The organism is Flavitalea flava (assembly GCF_054461575.1).
Window position 1 is genome coordinate 22,798 of sequence record NZ_JBTLQH010000021.1, and the last position, 18,101, is coordinate 40,898.

The 18,101-nt window shown below is 48.3% G+C and carries 9 protein-coding genes; 8 read left to right on the top strand and 1 reads right to left on the bottom strand.

What is annotated here, in order from left to right:
• Positions 1–13 precede the first annotated feature (13 nt).
• From ACX0G9_RS18140 to ACX0G9_RS18175, 8 genes are all read left to right on the top strand, one after another.
• Positions 14–1,576, top strand: a complete 1,563-nt coding sequence (locus ACX0G9_RS18140; RefSeq protein WP_459066359.1) for a RagB/SusD family nutrient uptake outer membrane protein — start codon at positions 14–16, stop codon at positions 1,574–1,576.
• Between the two features lie 4 nt (positions 1,577–1,580).
• Entirely contained in the window at positions 1,581–3,389 is a 1,809-nt protein-coding gene (locus ACX0G9_RS18145) for a beta-N-acetylhexosaminidase (protein WP_459066360.1), read from the top strand.
• Positions 3,386–6,817, top strand: coding sequence for a GH92 family glycosyl hydrolase (locus ACX0G9_RS18150; RefSeq protein ID WP_459066361.1), 3,432 nt, complete (start codon positions 3,386–3,388; stop codon positions 6,815–6,817). The genes ACX0G9_RS18145 and ACX0G9_RS18150 overlap by 4 nt, the downstream gene beginning before the upstream one ends.
• A 499-nt stretch (positions 6,818–7,316) precedes the next feature.
• Positions 7,317–10,514 (top strand): SusC/RagA family TonB-linked outer membrane protein, encoded by a 3,198-nt coding sequence (locus tag ACX0G9_RS18155; protein ID WP_459066362.1) that lies wholly within the window; start codon positions 7,317–7,319, stop codon positions 10,512–10,514.
• A 39-nt stretch (positions 10,515–10,553) separates the two neighbouring features.
• Positions 10,554–12,032 (top strand): RagB/SusD family nutrient uptake outer membrane protein, encoded by a 1,479-nt coding sequence (locus ACX0G9_RS18160; RefSeq protein ID WP_459066363.1) that lies wholly within the window; start codon positions 10,554–10,556, stop codon positions 12,030–12,032.
• Between the two features lie 70 nt (positions 12,033–12,102).
• Positions 12,103–13,968 carry an arylsulfatase gene (locus ACX0G9_RS18165; RefSeq protein ID WP_459066364.1) on the top strand — a complete coding sequence of 622 codons (1,866 nt, stop codon included), beginning with the start codon at positions 12,103–12,105 and terminating at the stop codon, positions 13,966–13,968.
• Positions 13,969–14,123: 155 nt separating this feature from the next.
• Positions 14,124–15,209, top strand: coding sequence for a sterol desaturase family protein (locus ACX0G9_RS18170; protein WP_459066365.1), 1,086 nt, complete (start codon positions 14,124–14,126; stop codon positions 15,207–15,209).
• A 150-nt stretch (positions 15,210–15,359) separates the two neighbouring features.
• Positions 15,360–16,460, top strand: a complete 1,101-nt coding sequence (locus tag ACX0G9_RS18175; protein ID WP_459066366.1) for a bile acid:sodium symporter family protein — start codon at positions 15,360–15,362, stop codon at positions 16,458–16,460.
• Between the two features lie 76 nt (positions 16,461–16,536).
• Here ACX0G9_RS18175 and ACX0G9_RS18180 read toward each other — a convergent pair whose 3' ends face one another.
• Positions 16,537–18,084 carry a SusD/RagB family nutrient-binding outer membrane lipoprotein gene (locus ACX0G9_RS18180; protein WP_459066367.1) on the bottom strand — a complete coding sequence of 516 codons (1,548 nt, stop codon included), beginning with the start codon at positions 18,082–18,084 and terminating at the stop codon, positions 16,537–16,539.
• Positions 18,085–18,101: the final 17 nt, after the last annotated feature.

The following is an 18,101-nucleotide window of genomic DNA, read 5'->3' on the forward strand; positions in this document are numbered from 1 at the left end:
TAAAAGAAAAAATATGATTCCGAGTAAATCAAAATATAGTAAGATCCTGCTGGGAGGGCTCATGGCCAGCCTGATAAGCATGACCTCCGGCTGCGTAAAAAATGCGCTGGATGTAAAACCGGTCGGGCAGTATACGACGGCTACCTATTGGCGTAACCAGGACGATGTGATCACCGGAATCAACGGGATCTATAATGTGCTTACCCAGGAAGAAGGAGTTGGCCATAACCTGTATGCATTCGACGATCGGTCCGATGATATCGCCATTGACGGAGATCACCCGGATCTTTGGGCCATCGAACGGTTCACCGACGATGCTACTGCCTACCAACTGCATCCCACCTGGAGCTGGTCGTATGAACAGATCGCACGGGCAAATAATGCGATCATTTATGTTCCCAAGGTTCCGGTGATGGATGAAACCATCCGCAAACGTTCCATGGGAGAAGCCTATTTTCTGCGGGCCCACGGTTATTGGGTGCTGAGTCAGATCTTTGGCAGTGTACCGCTTATCCTCGAAGCGAATGTGCTTGACGGGGCCTATAATATTCCGAAAGCCTCCATCGATTCGGTTCGCTCACAGATCGAGTCCGATCTGCTGAAAGCCGCCGATATGCTTCCCGGAAGTTATGACGCGGTTGATAAAGGAAGGGTTACCAAGGGCTCTGCCTGGGGTTTGCTGACCAAACTTTATATGACCTGGGAAAAACTGGATAAGGCGATCACGTATGGAGAAATGGTGATCAACGACCCCAATTATGCGCTTGCCCCGAAATATACCGATAACTTTATGCTGGGCGCACAGGACAATAGTACGGAGCTGTTGTTTGCCGTATGGAATAAAAACAATTTCAACAATTCACCGATCAATATTTACTTCACCCCAAGAGCCTGGAACGGCTGGGGTTTCCATCATCCAACCGAGAATTTCGTTAGTCAGTTCGAACCGGCGGATTCCATCCGTAAAAGGACTACTATTCTCGCGGTAGGCGACTCTATTCCCTATCAGACGGCCCTGATCGAGATTACGGCGCCTGATGCCTACCAGATGTTCACCGGCATGACCGGAAAATCCACCGGTCGTATGCTGCCCAGTAATTCACCGACCACCGGTTATTGTATCCGTAAGTATACCGCCTACAATCCCGATGGATCCGGCAACCTGGATGGGGATCTTAAACAACCCCTGTTACGGACGGCCGATATCTATTTACTGGTAGCAGAAGCAAAGATCCGGACAAGTGGTGCGGGCTCAGGCGATGCGGAGATCAAGGCCGTAAGGGAAAGAGCAGGATTGACGGCCATCACGGGAGCCACGATCAATGACCTTATCCATGAACGCCGTGTAGAACTAGGCGGCGAGAATACGCGGTTCCAGGATCTTTTGCGCTGGGATAAAAAAGGCATCGTGAATCTGGACACCATTGTCGGTAAACCAAAGTTTGCATCGCCCCTGCCGCCGTTCAACGGAGCTGTGGCACTTCCGGCGAGGACTTTCCTCCGGCCAAAGAATTATTATTCACCCATTCCGCAAATCATCATCGATGAAAGTAAGGGCGTGATCACGCAGAATTAGTATTATGAAGCTATTAATGATGGTCCTCCTGTTCCGGTCTTTTGTTTTTGCACAGGTACCTGCATCTGATACCCTTGCTTCCTCCAGACCCGTATCCGCTACGCCCGAACAGATTGCCGTTATTCCTGTGCCGGTTTCTGTGAAGACCCTGGCCGGACCAGGCTGGCGTTTTGATGCCGGAGTGCGGCGGGCAGTTGCTGGTGGGGATAAGGGGAGCGTTGCCGGGATTTCCTTTCATCGGTTGGCCAAACGGGATTCGATCCTGGGCAATGAAGGGTACCGGTTAGGAATAAATGTCCACGGAGTAAGGATAGAGGCCAATGAACCTGCAGGACTTTTCTATGGCAGACAGACCCTGCTGCAATTATTGCCGGTTTCCGGTATCGGGGTTTTACCGGCCATGCAGATTATTGATTATCCCCGTTTTGCCTGGCGGGGATTGATGCTGGATGTCAGCCGGCATTTTTTTTCCAAGGCGGTCGTTAAAAATTATATCGACCAAATGGCTAAGTATAAATTCAATGTCTTTCACTGGCACCTCTCGGACGACCAGGGATGGAGGATCGAGATCAAATCCCTGCCTGCCCTGACGCAGACAGGAGCCTGGAGGGTGCCCCGGACGGGACAGTGGTGGACATTCGAACCTCCGAAAGAGGGGGAGAAAGCTGGTTATGGCGGTTATTATACCCAGGACGATATCAGGGAAGTCGTACAATATGCGGCCGACCGATTCGTGACAGTCCTTCCGGAGATCGATGTACCCGGCCATTCTTTAGCCATGATCGCGGCTTACCCCGAACTATCATCTACCGGTCTGCCCTATACGGTGAACAATGGTTGCAAATTCTACGGGAAAGTAGATAATGCGCTTTGCCCGGGTAATGAAAAGGTATTCGAAATATTGGATAAAGTGTTTTCGGAGGTTGCCGGCCTTTTCCCATCGCCGTATATCCATATAGGGGGTGACGAAGCCATGAAAGGATTCTGGAAAGATTGTCCAAAATGCAACCAACGGATGAAGGATGAGAACCTGAAGACGGTTGAGGAATTACAAAGTTATTTTGTTCGTCGCCTGGAGAAAATGTTATTGGCCAAACATAAAAAACTGATCGGCTGGGATGAGATCCTCGAAGGCGGGCTGGCTCCTGAGGCAACGGTTATGAGCTGGAGAGGAATGGAAGGCGGTATCAAGGCCGCCAAACAAGGACATTCCGTGATCATGACCCCCAATGACCATTGTTATCTCGATCTTTACCAGGGCGATCCCAGCGTAGAACCGGATACTTATTCGCGTCTTCGCCTGGAAGATTGTTATCATTTCGAACCCGTGCCGGAAGGTGTACCAGCGTCCGTAATCCTGGGCGGGCAGGCAAACCTGTGGACCGAATCGGTTTATAATGAACGTCATGCCCAATACATGACCTGGCCCCGGAGCCTGGCCACCGCAGAAGTATTGTGGTCGCCAAAAGAAAATAAGGATTGGAAAGGGTTCGTGCGACGAATGGAAAAGAGTTTTGTACGTTTCGATTCCGCCAAGGTGAATTATGCGCTAAGTGCTTATGATCCTATCGTTAGCCTTTCTGAGGAAAACGGAGTAAAGAGAATCTCTATCCGTACAGAGATCCCCGGATTGGCGCTTCATTATAGTTTCGATAACGGAAATCCGGATCTCTTTTATCCGTCCTATTATACGCCGCTGTCACTCCCTCCCGGAGCGACCTGGATAAGAGTGGCTGCGTTCCGGAATGGGAAACAAATTGGAAAACAGATCAATCTGACTATCACCGAACTGGAAAAAAGAAATAAAGAATGAGGAGATCTCTCTTCTCCTGGTTGTCCGGCTTCTGGCTTATGTTTGCGGGTTCCGGTTTGAATGGGTTGCATGCACAGGCACAAGGATCCGGAAGCCCGGTCGGGAATATTGATGATGCTATTAACCGGATAAGGAACCGAGACAGCATCGATCTTCTTTCTTATGTGAACCCTTTTATCGGAACGGCAAAAAGCAATGTATTTACCAGGTGGGGCAATGAAGGAGGTACTTTTCCCGGCGCGGCGGCTCCCTGGGGTTATATGCAGCTGACGCCCGAGACGCGAATGGGCGGAGGGTATGATTATGGGGATCCTTCCATCTGTTTTTTTAGTTGTTTTCATCATATGAGCGGTTACCCGGGAGGATCGGCCGGGCTGATACAAGTCATGCCGGTTGAAGGCGGTATGCGGGGAACTTCTGCAAACGCAGGAAGTCAGGGCAACGATTTTTTATCTGCCGGCTATTCCCGAAAATTCCTGCACCAGGATGAAATTGCAGAACCCGGTTATTACCGTGTTTTATTCCGAGATAATAATACCCTGGTCGAAACGACGGTTACCGAGCGAACCGGTATTTTCCGTTTTTCTTTTGCTCCGGGGGTAACCCCCAGGATTTTTATAAAGACACGTGGAAAGATCAGCCGCCGCTCCTCCGGATCTTCCCGGGAATGGCAGGGGTCTGGTCTGCCCGTAATCTTTCGGTTCAGTGAGACCTCCAGCCGGGAAGAAATTACGGAGGGCGGATTAATGCTGAGTTTCCCATCTTCATCTACCCATGACCGGGTGATCTTGCTGCGAACCAGCATTTCTATGGTCGGTCCGGAGAGTGCAGTAAAAAATATCGATGCGGAATCTGGCAACCTTGATTTCGATTTTCTCCGAAAAAGAGTGCAACAAACCTGGCTCAAGGAATTGTCGGTTGTCAGGATCGGTGAGGATTTGGCTGATCATAAGGATGATCATAAGAATGATCGCTACGAAGAAAAGAAAAAGATCTTTTATACCGCTCTTTATCATTCGATGCTACTCCCCTGGGTCATTTCCGATGTGGAAGGAAATTATCTGGGTAAGGATAGTGTAATCCATAAGACGTCTGGTAAAAAAGAATACGGAGGTTTTTCGCCCTGGGATACTTTCCGGTCGCTTCATCCCTTATTATGTCTTTTATTCCCGGAACGCCAGCAGGACATGGTCTTGTCGATGCTGGATATTTCCCGGCAAACAGGGTATCTCCCAACCGACCCCATGACCGGCAATCATTCCGTTCCGATCATCCTGGATTCTTATGCAAAAGGGATTCGGGGATTTGATCCGCAATGGGCCTATTCGCTAATGAAAAAAGGTCTGCTGCATGCCCCATTTCCCGAGAAGGATCGTAAGATCTATGGGGAACAAGGTTTTATTCCGTATACCTATCCCGAGTCCGTGACACGAACCGTTGAATATGCTTTTGACGACTGGGCCATTTCGGAATTTGCCAAACTGATCCATAGTAAGGATAAAGATGGGAAACTGGCGGAACGACAAAGTTTTAATTACCGGAACCTGCTGGACCCGGTTACTTTATTTCTTTTACCGAGAAGGGTTGAACCGCTCCAGGCTGGTGATCAGCCGTTCATCCGCCGTCCGGGTAATGCCGGTTATAAAGAGGGCGACAAATGGGTATACACTTATTTTGTACCTCAACACCCGAATGATCTGGTGAACCTGATGGGCGGCGTTCCGGAATTTACTGCCCGTCTGGACTCCGCGCTTGCCAACAAGGACATTCTGTTCGATAACGAAACGGTCTTTCATATTCCTTATTTTTTTAATTATTCCGGAAGACCGGACAGGGCTCAATGGTGGGTGCGCGAGATAATGAATAAACGTTTTTCAGCATCGCCGGGCGGACTACCTGGCAACGATGATCTGGGTTCTGTGTCCAGTTGGTATGTTTTCAGCGCCATGGGATTTTTTCCTTTCTGCCCCGGCCGCCCGGTCTATACGATCGGATCGCCTTTATTTCATTCCTTGACTTTAAGCCCTGAAGGGCGTAAGGAGTTTACCATAAAGACCATGGACGGAAATAGTGCAGACCAGGGAAAAAGTTATGTCCGTTCCCTGCTTGTCAATAATAAACCTTATTCCGGTCCGGAGATCCCTCATTCGCTGTTTTTGGAAGGAGGCGAATTGATTTTTGTGATGGGAGGGGATATGAATACGATCGCCCGAACGGATGAACCGGATTTTTATATGACGGATTGCTCCGTAGCCAGGAATCAGGTGGCTCCGAACGAATTATTCTGGCTGCGGTTTAATCTTGTCAATAAGGGTGGACCCGGTACAAAGATCCTGCGATTGAAAACGAATGGAAAGGAGATCAGTCATAAAAATTGCCTTCTGCTTTCCGGCACTACGGTTAAGGATTCCCTGCCTTGCCGTCTTTACGCTTTCGGCCGCACAAAGCTGGAGATGGAAGGAATGAATTCCATCGACATGGAGGTGATGGATAATAAATTTGATTCGGGTATGAATTCGGATATGGATTTGGTGATGGATTCGGAGATGGAAAAAGTACCTCTTGAAATCACCGGTCTTGCAATCAGGTCCTTGCTAAAAGAAGGGGAAAATCAATCCCTTTCCTTTTCCGCCCAAAATACCGGAGGAATTACCCGTCAATTTTTTATACCGGTTACTCTTAATGATATTGTGATCCAGACCGATACCATAGTGTTGGAGCCCGGAGAGAGAAAAGCCATTTCTCAGGAGTTACCAGTCAGCAGATCCGGATGGCAAATGATTCGGGTCGGGTGGGGAGCAAAGGTGAAATTCAAGGTATATAAGGGGAATATGGAATCCCTCCTGTTGGATCTGTCTAAGGATAGTCTGAAGGATCTGTCTGGTTTTGGTAATCATGGGAAGATCATAGCCGATACGGTAATAAAAAAGAATGGGCTTTTGTCGTATGGAAAAGAGCTTTATGCTGAGATTCCTTCCTCCCCAAGTCTAGATGACCTGGGAGAAACCCTTACGATGATGATCTCGGTTTATCCCACAGCCGCTTCCAGGGGATTGGTAGATCTTTTCAGCAAAGGGGATCATCATGTTTTGCAAATTACCGGAAATAAATACCTTAGTTTTTTTGCAGGGGGGTGGGGACGTGGGGATTGCACGGTTAAACTCCCTGCTAACTGGCTGAACCACTGGCATCAACTGGCCGGGGTCTGCACCGGAGATTCCCTGCGGGTCTATATTGACGGAGAATTGAAGGGAAGTTCTGCGGTCGATGGAAAGATTAATTTATCTGCCCCAGCTACCTGGACCCTGGGCAGGAACGAGGAATTCCCGGGTGAACGGATTTTCCAGGGATATCTGGATGATGTTAAGCTCTTTGCAGCTCCCCTGACAGAACAGGAAATAAGAGTTCTCTCTGGAAAAGAAAAATAATTCCCTACTAATTTGGTAGACTTGTAGTTTATGCTTTATATTTGTGCCGAAACCAGGAAGCTATATATTTACGCGTATTAACTATTAACTGTTATGGGAGCTATATTCTCATTGAAATCTTTATCCATTAAGCCGGCCGCCCGGAACGGCTTTTATTGCGGAATCCTGTTAAAGGAATGCTGCTGTTGTTGTTGCTGATAAATTCTGTTTGCAACCCTACCCTGATCTATTGCACATTTTATTTCCCGACGTATTGCATTGCTGTTTTGTATGAACCGGATGGTATTTCCTGAGTGTCATTCATTGATTTCAGGCAGACGTCAGGGAATATTGAATAAAATACTTCATTAATCATTAAAAAAAACAACTTAATGACTTAAATCGATCCAAAAAAAACCGGCAAGAATTGCTTCTTGCCGGGCAGGGGATGGGATCAGCGTAACGCCAATCACTAACTGATCTTCATCCGGATTACATTAACGATAAAAATATCATCAATATGAATCTGTTTCAAAGGTATATAAATTATACCTCTCTACCCGTATTGTCACCTGTATTGCCTCTTAAAACAGGATTAAAAATTGTCATTTTTCTTACAGCAGGTGTTTCATTTTTTCCTGTACATGCACAAACGCAGGTTCCTTCTCCAGCCCAGGGGCAGCCTTCTTCCCAGCCCCCTCATAATGTGTCCCTGCTCGGTCGGGTGGTGGATGAAAAAACAAAAGAGCCTTTGTCCGGCGCCGTCATTCATATCAAAGGGACAACCCATGAAGTAATTGCCGATAATAGCGGGGAATTCAAATTTATCACCGGTCAGCATGTTCCTGTCGTATATATCGTCAGTTACGTCGGTTATAAAACCCGCGAAGTTCCGGTGGATAGTTATGGCCATGCGGAGATCCGTTTGCAGGGAGGTAGTTTGTCCCTGAACGAAGTCGTCGTGGTCGGTTACGGTACCCAGCGAAGAAGTGATATTACCGGGTCCGTTGCCAGTGTTTCGAAAAGTCTGCTCAGCCAACCGGCTGCTTCCTTTGACAATTTGCTGCAAGGTTCCGTTCCCGGTGTAGCCGTAACGCAGAGTTCCGGTCAGCCCGGGAGCACGGCTACTATCCGCGTCCGCGGTGGTAATTCCATCAGTTTTGGAAATGCGCCTCTTTATGTGATTGACGGCTTCATTATCTATAATAACAATGATTTTACGAATACCGGCGCATCGAATGGCGCTACGGTAAATGCGCTCTCTACCATCAATCCAAGCGATATCGAATCCATCGAGATCCTGAAAGATGCCTCGGCCACTGCTATATATGGCTCTCATGGAGCCAACGGGGTAGTGATCATCAATACCCGGAGGGGAAAAAAAGGCACGGATGAGGTCAATTACAGCGGTTATTACGGCCAGCAGCAAGTGACCAAAAAACTGTCCCTGCTAGATGGGGCCCAATGGGGCTCGATGGTAAATGACCTCAATGTCAGCACCGGCAATCCGAAAACCTTCAGCGATTCAGCCCTATCCGCAATCGGCAATGGATCGGACTGGCAGCATGCAGCGCTCCGTAAAGGACCCATTCAAAATCATGAGCTGTCCATTTCAGGAGGTGATGATAAATCCCGGTATCTGATTTCCGGAAATTATTTTAACCAGCAGGGTACCGTTCTGAATACCGGGTTTAAACGATATTCAGCCAGGGTCAATTATGAACGGTTCGTTTCTGAGCGGTTCAAGGTTTCCACCAATGTATTCGGCAGCCAGACGGCGGAGGACAAACTGTTTGGAAGCACCTACAACAGTATCAATTTTGGCGGCGCATTTTCTACTTTGCTCCTTTCTTCCCCGGTGGACCGGATCAAAAATGCGGATGGAACTTATTTTACCGGCAGCTCTTATACGGCGACTCCTACGAATGCCCTTCAGGATATTACTGCTACAACTAACCGTAGTAACCTGACCCGGTTACTGGGAAGTATTTCCGGTGAATACAAACTCCTGAAATCCCTGGTGTTGAAAGTATCTGGAGGCGCCGATCTGATTAATACAAAACAAAATTATTACGCACCGTCTTTCACGACGCCGGGTTTTACCACCAGCGGATTTGCCTCCGTCGGTACGGCTACAGCCGTGAGCTGGCTGAACGAAAATACCCTGACCTATGATCAGACCTTTCATAACAGCCATTTCTTAAATATACTGGCAGGGTATACCACCCAGTTTCAAAAGGACGAATCAGCTGTAGCGAGCGCCCAGAAATTCCCGAATAATCTTACGACCTATAATAACCTGGCCTATGCAGGTACTGCTGTGGTTTCCGCGTCCAATGGCCACAGTTCTGCCTTAAACTCCTTTCTGGCCAGGGTCAATTATTCCTTTGACCATAAATACAATATTACCCTTTCTGAAAGAGCGGACGGTTCCTCCCGTTTGGGAACAAATAATAAATGGGGCTTTTTCCCCTCCGTTGGTTTGTCCTGGAATGTGGATAAAGAAGATTTCTTCGACCCTCTCAAAAAATGGATCAGTAATGCCAAACTACGTATAACGGCAGGAAAGACGGGTAACTCCGAAGTACCGCCATACAGTTCCCTGGCGGCTTTATCACCAACGAATTATTATTTCGGTAATACACTGGTGACGGGTATTTCCCCCTTACAATTGGCCAATCCGAATCTCAAGTGGGAGACGACTACCCAATACGATGCGGGTCTCGATCTGGGATTATTCGGCAATCGGATCAACCTCGTGTTCGATGCCTATTATAAAAAGACGACCGACCTCCTGTTGAATGTGCCCATTCCCCTCTATTCGGGTTATTCTTCCGTCCTTAAAAATGTCGGCAGCGTGGAAAACAAAGGGATCGAATTTGCGATCAACTCCGATAATATCAGGGGGCACGATCTAAACTGGAAATCGACCCTGATCTTTGCAGCCAATAAAAATAAGGTACTGAACCTTGGGCAGGGAGTAAGCAGCTTTTTCCCATTGGCACCCACCGGACAGGTTTCTCCGGTTATTGTACAGGTTGGCCTTCCTGTAGGGACTTTCTGGGGGTATTCCACCAACGGACTTTTGACGGCCGATGATGTGGCTAAAGGAGCGCCGGTCCTGGCCGGAGTTTCACAAAAGGCCGGCGATCAGCGTTATGCCGATCGTACCGGTGATGGGGTAGTAACGACTGCAGACAAACATAATCTGGGAAGTTCGCAGCCAAAATTTACGTTCGGCTTCTCCAATACGGTAAATTATCAGCATTTCGATCTGTCCTTTTTCTTCCAGGGTTCCTCCGGCAACAAAATTTTTAATCTGCTGCAGCAAAAACTGGAAGTGACGACCACCACGCTGAATGCTTCTTCTACCCTGCTGAATCGCTGGGATGCGGCGAAGAACCCCAACGGTACTTTCCCGAAAGCCGTCAATGCACCTGTTCCCCAGGTCATCGACCGGTATATCGAAGACGGCTCCTATATCAAACTCAAAAATATTTCCCTGGGTTACACTTTTTCAAAAGGGCTTATCTCGAAGATCCGGGCCAAACAATTGCGGCTGTATGTCTCCGCTCAGAACCCGATCGTTTGGACAAAGTATACAGGTTATGACCCGGAAGTGAATTTTTACGAGAATGACAATACCAAACAAGGGATCGATTATGGACTTTATCCATCGAATAAAACCTTTTTGGCAGGTTTGAATATCACTTTCTGATTGCTGAATGAATTAAGGGTAACTAAAAATTAAATTAAGATGAAAAATAAAATAGTTCTTGCGCTATTGCTGGTATCCTGCAATAAACTGACAGAAAATCCAAGCTCGGTCATCGTAGCTTCCCAGTTCTATAAGACAGCGGCCGATGCCACTGCCGCCGTAAGCGCCGTTTACAGTTCGCTGAACAGCGATGCGGCGGGGGATTTTCCAATTTACGGCCGCAATCTTAATCTGCTGACCGGCAATGGCAGCGATGACCAGGTCTACGCACCATCGAATACGAATCCTGACGTACGTGCCCTCGGAACGGCCACCTATGTGCAAGCCAATGACCGGGTCCGTAAGAACTGGCAGCAGCATTATTATGGTATCAGCAGGGCCAATGTCGCCATCGATAATATAGTAAATATCGCCATCGACACGACGCTGAGGTCCCGGCTGATCCGGGAAGCTAAATTCGTCAGGGCATTGTTGTATTTTAATATCGTTCGTTTCTGGGGCACCGCCCCACTGATTCTTCACGATCCTGTTTCTGTCGACGTGAATAGCCAGCAAATAAAAAGGGCATCAAAGGACAGCCTTTACGGGCAGATCATTGCAGACCTTACTGACGCAACCAACCTCCCTAAATCCTATGGAGGTTCGGATGTCGGCCGGGCAACCAGCGGCGCTGCCCATGCCTTGCTGGCAAAAGTTTATGTAACCCGGGGGTATTGGAATAGTGCGCTGGCGGAATTACAACAGGTCATCACCGCCGGTACGTTGCCGGGTAGCTCCGGTTCCTATGGGTATGATCTTTTTGCCAATTATAAGGATGCATTTCAACAGGCTACCAAGAATGGTAAAGAACATGTTTTCTCCGTTCAGTTCGGAACGAACCTGGGAGCGGTGAACAGCAGCCAGGTGCTGAGTTCCGCCTGTTTTAATTCCTTCAACCCGGCCGTTTATCCCGGCGATATTCCTGCCGACAGCACGTTGTGGAATTTATTCGACACTGCCGATACCCGACGGGCGGTCACTTTTTATACCTCCCTGTTCAATGCAGCCGCCAATAAAACGGTCGTATTTCCCGGAGCCCCACGTTTTGGCAAGTTCATCGATTTCAGTTTGTCCCCGCTGACCAGTCAGGGGATCAGCGGTCTCAACTTTCCGGTAATCCGATATGCGGATCTGCTGCTCCTTTATGCAGAAACCGTTAATGAAATCAATGGCGCACCGACTGCGGATGCTTATACCGCTATTAATATGGTCCGGACCAGGGCCAATATTACGGGTCTTACTGCCGGATTGAATCAATCGGATTTCCGGGATTCCATTTTTCTGGAAAGAAGAAAAGAATTTATCCAGGAAGGTAACCGCTGGTTCGATCTGTCAAGAAGGGGAGGGACCTATCTGTTCGACGCCCTTAAACAAATACCGGCCAAAACAGGCGCCGCGGTGAAGGATACGCTTTTCCCCGTGCCGCTGACCGAGATCCAGTTGAATCCCCTGCTGGGTCAAAACCCGGGATGGAATTAAAACCAGGATGACTGCTTGCCAGGAATAGCCGGACTTTCTATAACATCAAAAACATCTAAAAAAAACCATAATGAATAAACAGAATTTTCTCGCCTGGGCCTTACTGGCAGGCAGCACTATAGCCTCGTTCTCTGCCAGGTCGCAGGAGCAGCAACCCTACCAGGGCGTTGTCGGTAAAACCCTGGCCGAATCCAAAGAATGGTGGCCGGAACCGGTGAAGGCACCGGCAGGAGCACCAAATGTGATCTGGATCTTGCTGGACGATGTCGGCTTCGGAGCTTCCAGTTCTTTTGGGGGATTAATACGGACTCCTGTATTCGATAGCCTGGCCGGTCAGGGTTTGCGTTATACTAACTTTCACACTACGGCCATTTGCGCACCTACCCGGGCAGCGATTATGACCGGGCGTAATTCACATGTCGCCCATATGGGCGGCTTTGCTCATACCGCCTTGTCTGCCGGTTTCCCGGGGTATGACGGACGGATACCCTCCGATAAAGGGACTATCGCCGAAATCCTGAGAGACAATGGATATAATACTTTCGCTGTGGGTAAATGGGGGTTGACTCCGGATGAAGATGCCACAGATGCCGGGCCTTTTGACCGCTGGCCTTCCGGAAAGGGTTTTGATCATTTTATCGGGTTCCTCGGATCACAGACCGATCAATATGTTCCCGACCTGGTAGAAGAGAATGCGCATATCACACCAGACGGAAGACATCTCAGCGATCAGATCACCGATAAAGCACTTGGTTATATCGCCAGACAGCATAAGGTGGCCCCAAACAAACCCTTTTTCCTCTATTATGCACCGGGTGCAACACATGCCCCACACCAGGTAGCCAAGGAATGGAGCGATCAATACAAGGGAAAATTCGATGAAGGCTGGGATGTCTACCGGGAAAAGGTGATTGCCAACCAGCGTAAATTGGGCGTCATTCCTGCCAATGCCCAACTGCCTGCCCGTAATCCTTCTCTGAAAGCCTGGAACACGTTGTCGGCTGATGAAAAAAAACTGTTTGCCCGGTTCATGGAAGTATATGCCGGTTACCTGACCTATACGGATTATGAAGTAGGACGCATCGTGAATTATCTGAAAGAGATCAATCAACTGGAAAATACCCTGATCTTTATCGTTATCGGCGACAATGGCGCCAGCAAAGAAGGATCGCAACAGGGTGTCATCGTCAAAGGCGGCCCATTCGGTAAAAAACTGTCCCGCGAAGAAGCCTTTCAAACCAATCTGAACGAAATTGGCGAAATCGGCAAACCGGAAGGCAAACAAACCAATTATCCCCTGGGCTGGGCACAGGCTGCCAATACACCGTTTAAATTCTGGAAACAGGATGCCAATTCCGAAGGTGGAACACATAACCCGCTGATTGTCTTTTATCCAAAAGGGATCAAGGATAAAGGAGGAATCCGAACCCAATACGGACATGTGATCGATCTGCTGCCTACCACACTTGAGTTTGCCGGGATTCAGTCCCCGGAATATATACGAGGAGTGAAACAGGATTCCATACAAGGTACCTCCTTGTTCTACTCTGTCGGCGATGCCACCGCGCAGAACAGGCATACCGATCAATACTATTATATTTTTGGCTCCCGCTCTATTTATAAAGACGGATGGAAAGCGGCAACCGCCCATCACCCGGATTATGTCGATTTTTCCGACTCTGTTGCCGGTAAAGGCCCCGTCGAGAGGAATTATGATAAGGATGTATGGGAATTATATAATCTGAACGAAGATTTTAACGAACGTAATGATCTGGCCGCGAAAAACCCGCAGAAATTAAAAGAGTTGCAGGATCTCTATGACCAGGAAGCCAGACGTTATCATATCTATCCTTTTATCGATTGGGACGATGTCTTCAAAAGAAGGATTCACAATAAAGGTACGATCCCCGGTGCGGCGTTGGGGGGAGGCCATTAACAGATAAATTACTTTTTATGACATTCCAGGATATTTTCATTTTGATAAAAAAGATCGCGATCGGGATCGTTATATTTCTTATTCCGCTGCTGATCTTCCTGGTCGGATTAAAGTTAGTCCGGCATATTTGAGTGTACATTTTTAAATCTTGTTTTATGCAAATCAAAAAAGAACTTGCGCGGAAAATAAGCAGGGATGCAGCCATCAGCCTGTTCATTTACGCTCTTCCCATTGCCTTGTTATTCTTTTATCTAAAGGGAACCGGTCAGCGGCCCTGGGAGGAAACAAAAACCATTGTTCCTTTCGCTTTTCTGCAGCCTGTGGTGTTGAATCTTACCAGCTGGGGATTGCCGGTTATTATCCTGGTTGTTGGCGTTGCGGAATTTTTATTGGGTCTTTATGATAAACGGTGGGATAAAAATGAAAAGATCCTGGACGTCGTTTGTTTCGTAGGCTCCAAGATTTTCATTCGTCCGGCGGTCGTATATTTTACCCTTTGGCTTTTGCCCCTGGGTCTTCCCGGTCTGAAGAATGTTTTTTCCTGGGTACCTTTCTGGTGGGGTTTCTTCATTATCGCTGTAGCCGACGACCTTACCCAATACTGGTATCATCGTCTGCATCACCAGGTTCCTTTCCTCTGGCGTTTTCACCGCACGCATCATTCGGCTCCTTATATGGGTATGTCGATGGCCAGCAGGCAAAATATCCTGTATACTATATTTTTTTCACAGATCTATCTTACTGCAGCCCTGACCTATCTTGGCCTTGGGTATGCCGCCCTTTTCGTAACCGGTATTAAATCCCTGATTACGCTGGCCGCGCATTCCAGTATTCCCTGGGACAAACCTTTTTATAAATACAAGGCGCTGCATCCCGTTGCCTGGGTGCTGGAAAGACTCATCTCTACCCCCGCCACGCATCAGGCGCATCATGCGGATTCGAATGACGACGGGATAGGACACTATAAAGGGAATTTTGGGAATATGTTTTTTCTGTGGGATGTAATCTTTGGAACGGGGATCATTACCCGTAAATACCCGGCTGCTTTCGGGCTGCAATATTACCAGGGTGAAGAATGGTATGCCCAATTCCTCTGGCCTATCTTTAAATCCAAAAAAGAAGGAAGCGAATTGTCACGCGGCGGTCCGCTGGTATCGGATGAAGTGCCGGTCGGGGCAGTTGGCCCCGATGCACGGTTGGTGACGGCCGGAGATGGAGACTTATGGGTTCAGGCGGATTGATTAAACCCATCGGTTGATAATTAAAAGACTGTATGCGATCATGGGACAGACTCTGGAGTTAATTCTGACAAAAGGAGGGCTTGTTGACAAGGATTTTCTATATTAGTTCCCGATAAAGGCCTTGTTATAAAGTGTCTCATTTTGTTTGCTATGAAAAAACGTTCTGTCCTCCGGTCTTTTTATTGGGTTGCTCTTCTTTTCCTGTCAGCCTATATTTTCGTAGCTTTCAACGGGCCATATGCCCTGGCAGGCTGGTGCCTGATGCTGAGCCTGTTCAGCGTGGCTGTCGCTTTTCAGGGAAATAAGGTGCTCAAAGGTTTTTCTTTTACCCTGACTATTCTCGCCGTTGTAAGCCTCGCACTTTATTATCCACAATATTTTATCCGGGTGGACGGTTTCAAATTATCCGGTCTCATCGTGCCTTTATTGCAGGTGATCATGTTCGGTATGGGAACGGAATTGAGCCTGAAGGATTTTGCGCAGGTTTTGCGGATGCCGAGAGGTGTGATCGTTGGTGTTATCTGTCATTATACTATTATGCCTTTTGTTGGATTCGCCCTGGCACGGAGTTTTCATTTCCCGCCGGAGATTGCTGCAGGCATCATCCTGGTTGGCTGCTGCCCCAGCGGCCTGGCTTCCAATGTCATGTCTTTTCTGGCGAAGGCCAATCTGGCCTTGTCCGTTTCGGTGACTACGGTCTCTACCTTGCTGGCCCCCTTCCTGACCCCTTTGATGATGCGTTTGCTGGCAGGACAATTCATAGAAGTACACTGGCAATCCATGATTTGGGATATTACAAAAATGGTGATCTTTCCCGTAATTGCCGGTCTGCTGTTCCATTACCTGGTCAGAGGCCGGTTCAAAGGCCTGGATAAGGCCATGCCGCTGATCTCCATGGCGGGCATTGCCCTGATCATTGTAGTCATTACTGCAGCAGGCAGGGAAAGTTTGTTAAAAGTTGGTCCCCTGCTTGTACTGGCCACTTTATTGCACAATACTGCCGGTTATTTTCTCGGTTACTGGTCGGGGCGTCTCCTGCGGTTTTCCGAAAAAGATTGCCGCACTATCTCGTTGGAGGTGGGTATGCAGAATGCAGGTTTGGCCTCAGGATTGGCGCTCACCATGGGTAAACTGGCTACAGTGGGATTGGCGTCGGCCGTTTTTGGTCCGCTGATGAATACGACAGGTTCTTCACTGGCCAGCTGGTGGCATAACAGGCTGCCGGAGCCGGAGAAAGAAGCCATGCCATAAAAAAAGAGGCTGCTTCCCAGTAGAAACAGCCTCTTTTGGCCAATTGCAGATATCCAATAATTTGAACTATGGATTATTATTTATTCCACCATACATGCGTGAGCAGGTTATCGGTGCCCTGAACCTGGACTGCATTCAGGTAATTGGCGGAATTGATCGTTTGTTCGGAAAGGGGATACCTTGCACGGCGTGCCCATTCGGAAATAGAACTATTCGGGCCGGTTGCCGTTTCTTTAGGAACTCCGGTTCTTCTCCATTCGGACCAACCTTCAAAACCATTGTAGAATAAAGCGAACCATTTTTGCAAGCGGATCTTGTACAATTTTTCGTCCTGTGAACCGGCATAAGCCACTCCTGGCTGTGTAAAATAAGAAGGGTCGGGGGTGATGTCGGTCGGAACGGGATAAGTGAATCCGCCAGCATTCAGACGGCTTTGTAAGTAGGCAAACTGATCGGTGATCCCATTCATATAATAGATTTCGGCGGTAGAACCGGCACTGATCAGCCCGCGTTCTTTGGCTTCGGCCAGAATGAACTGTACTTCCGCATAAGTCAGCAACACCCCTTGGGCAGCGGTCCTGGAAGCCTGAGAGAAAGCTGCAATCGGCTGCAAAGCGGGGGATACCTGGGATTGGTAGTTGGATCCGCCATTATAGGAAGACTCTACCGTTCCGATCCCATTGGGTACGCCTGCATAGACAGGAGTTCCGGCTGCCACGCTTGCTGCGGTCGGCATAGCATAATAGCCGATGCGCTTGTCATTCAGATTTTTCAGATTTGTTTCCAAGGTCGTGCTCAAGTGATAATCCCCGATTGGATTATTGTGATAAGCCGGGAATTCATTGCCCTGTTCCGACAGGTAATTTAATGCCGCCTGGTCTGAGTAGGAACCGAATAAAGGATAGGTCGCTGGGTCGTTTACGATGGCATTCATTTCCGTTGGAACATCGATCTTCAGACCGGTCTTGGAAGAAACGCGCATCAGCAACCGTAAACGTAGGCCATTGGCAAACATTCTCCAGCGAAGTGCACTGCCGCCCATAAGGATATCGGAGTTGATCGGATCCTTGCCTGTGGTCAACAGGGTATTGGCTCTTTTCAGCGTATCCATTAAGGCGTAATAGATATCTTCCTGTTTGTCGAATACCGGAGCGAAATTGCCCGTCGCCTTTCCCTGGATGGCCTGGCTGAAGGGGATATCACCGAAGATATCTGTCATCACCTGGAATTGCCAGGCTTTCAGGACAAGGGAGATGCCCTCATTGTTGTCGTATCCTTTTTTATGGCTCAGGACCCGCAGGTTCTCTACATCGCGTAATTGCTCGTAGAAAGACCAAAGAAATGCCCCTGTGACCGATGTAGCGGTCCAGGCATCGTCGAAACCACTGGTGTACTGGTTGGCGTAATAATCGCAGGCAACACTGGCCGTGAACTCAGAGGTATAGGAATAGGGACGGACCGAATTGATGATGATCGATGGGATCAATAATTGTGGATTCTCCACGTCCTGTGCGCTGTTGGGATTTTGGTTGATGCTGTCGAAATGTTTGGTACAACCACCGCAGAACAACAGGGTTAAGGCAAGACTTCCCGCCAGAAAACCGGTACCCTTTCGAATGCTCATTCGTCTGTTTTTTATTT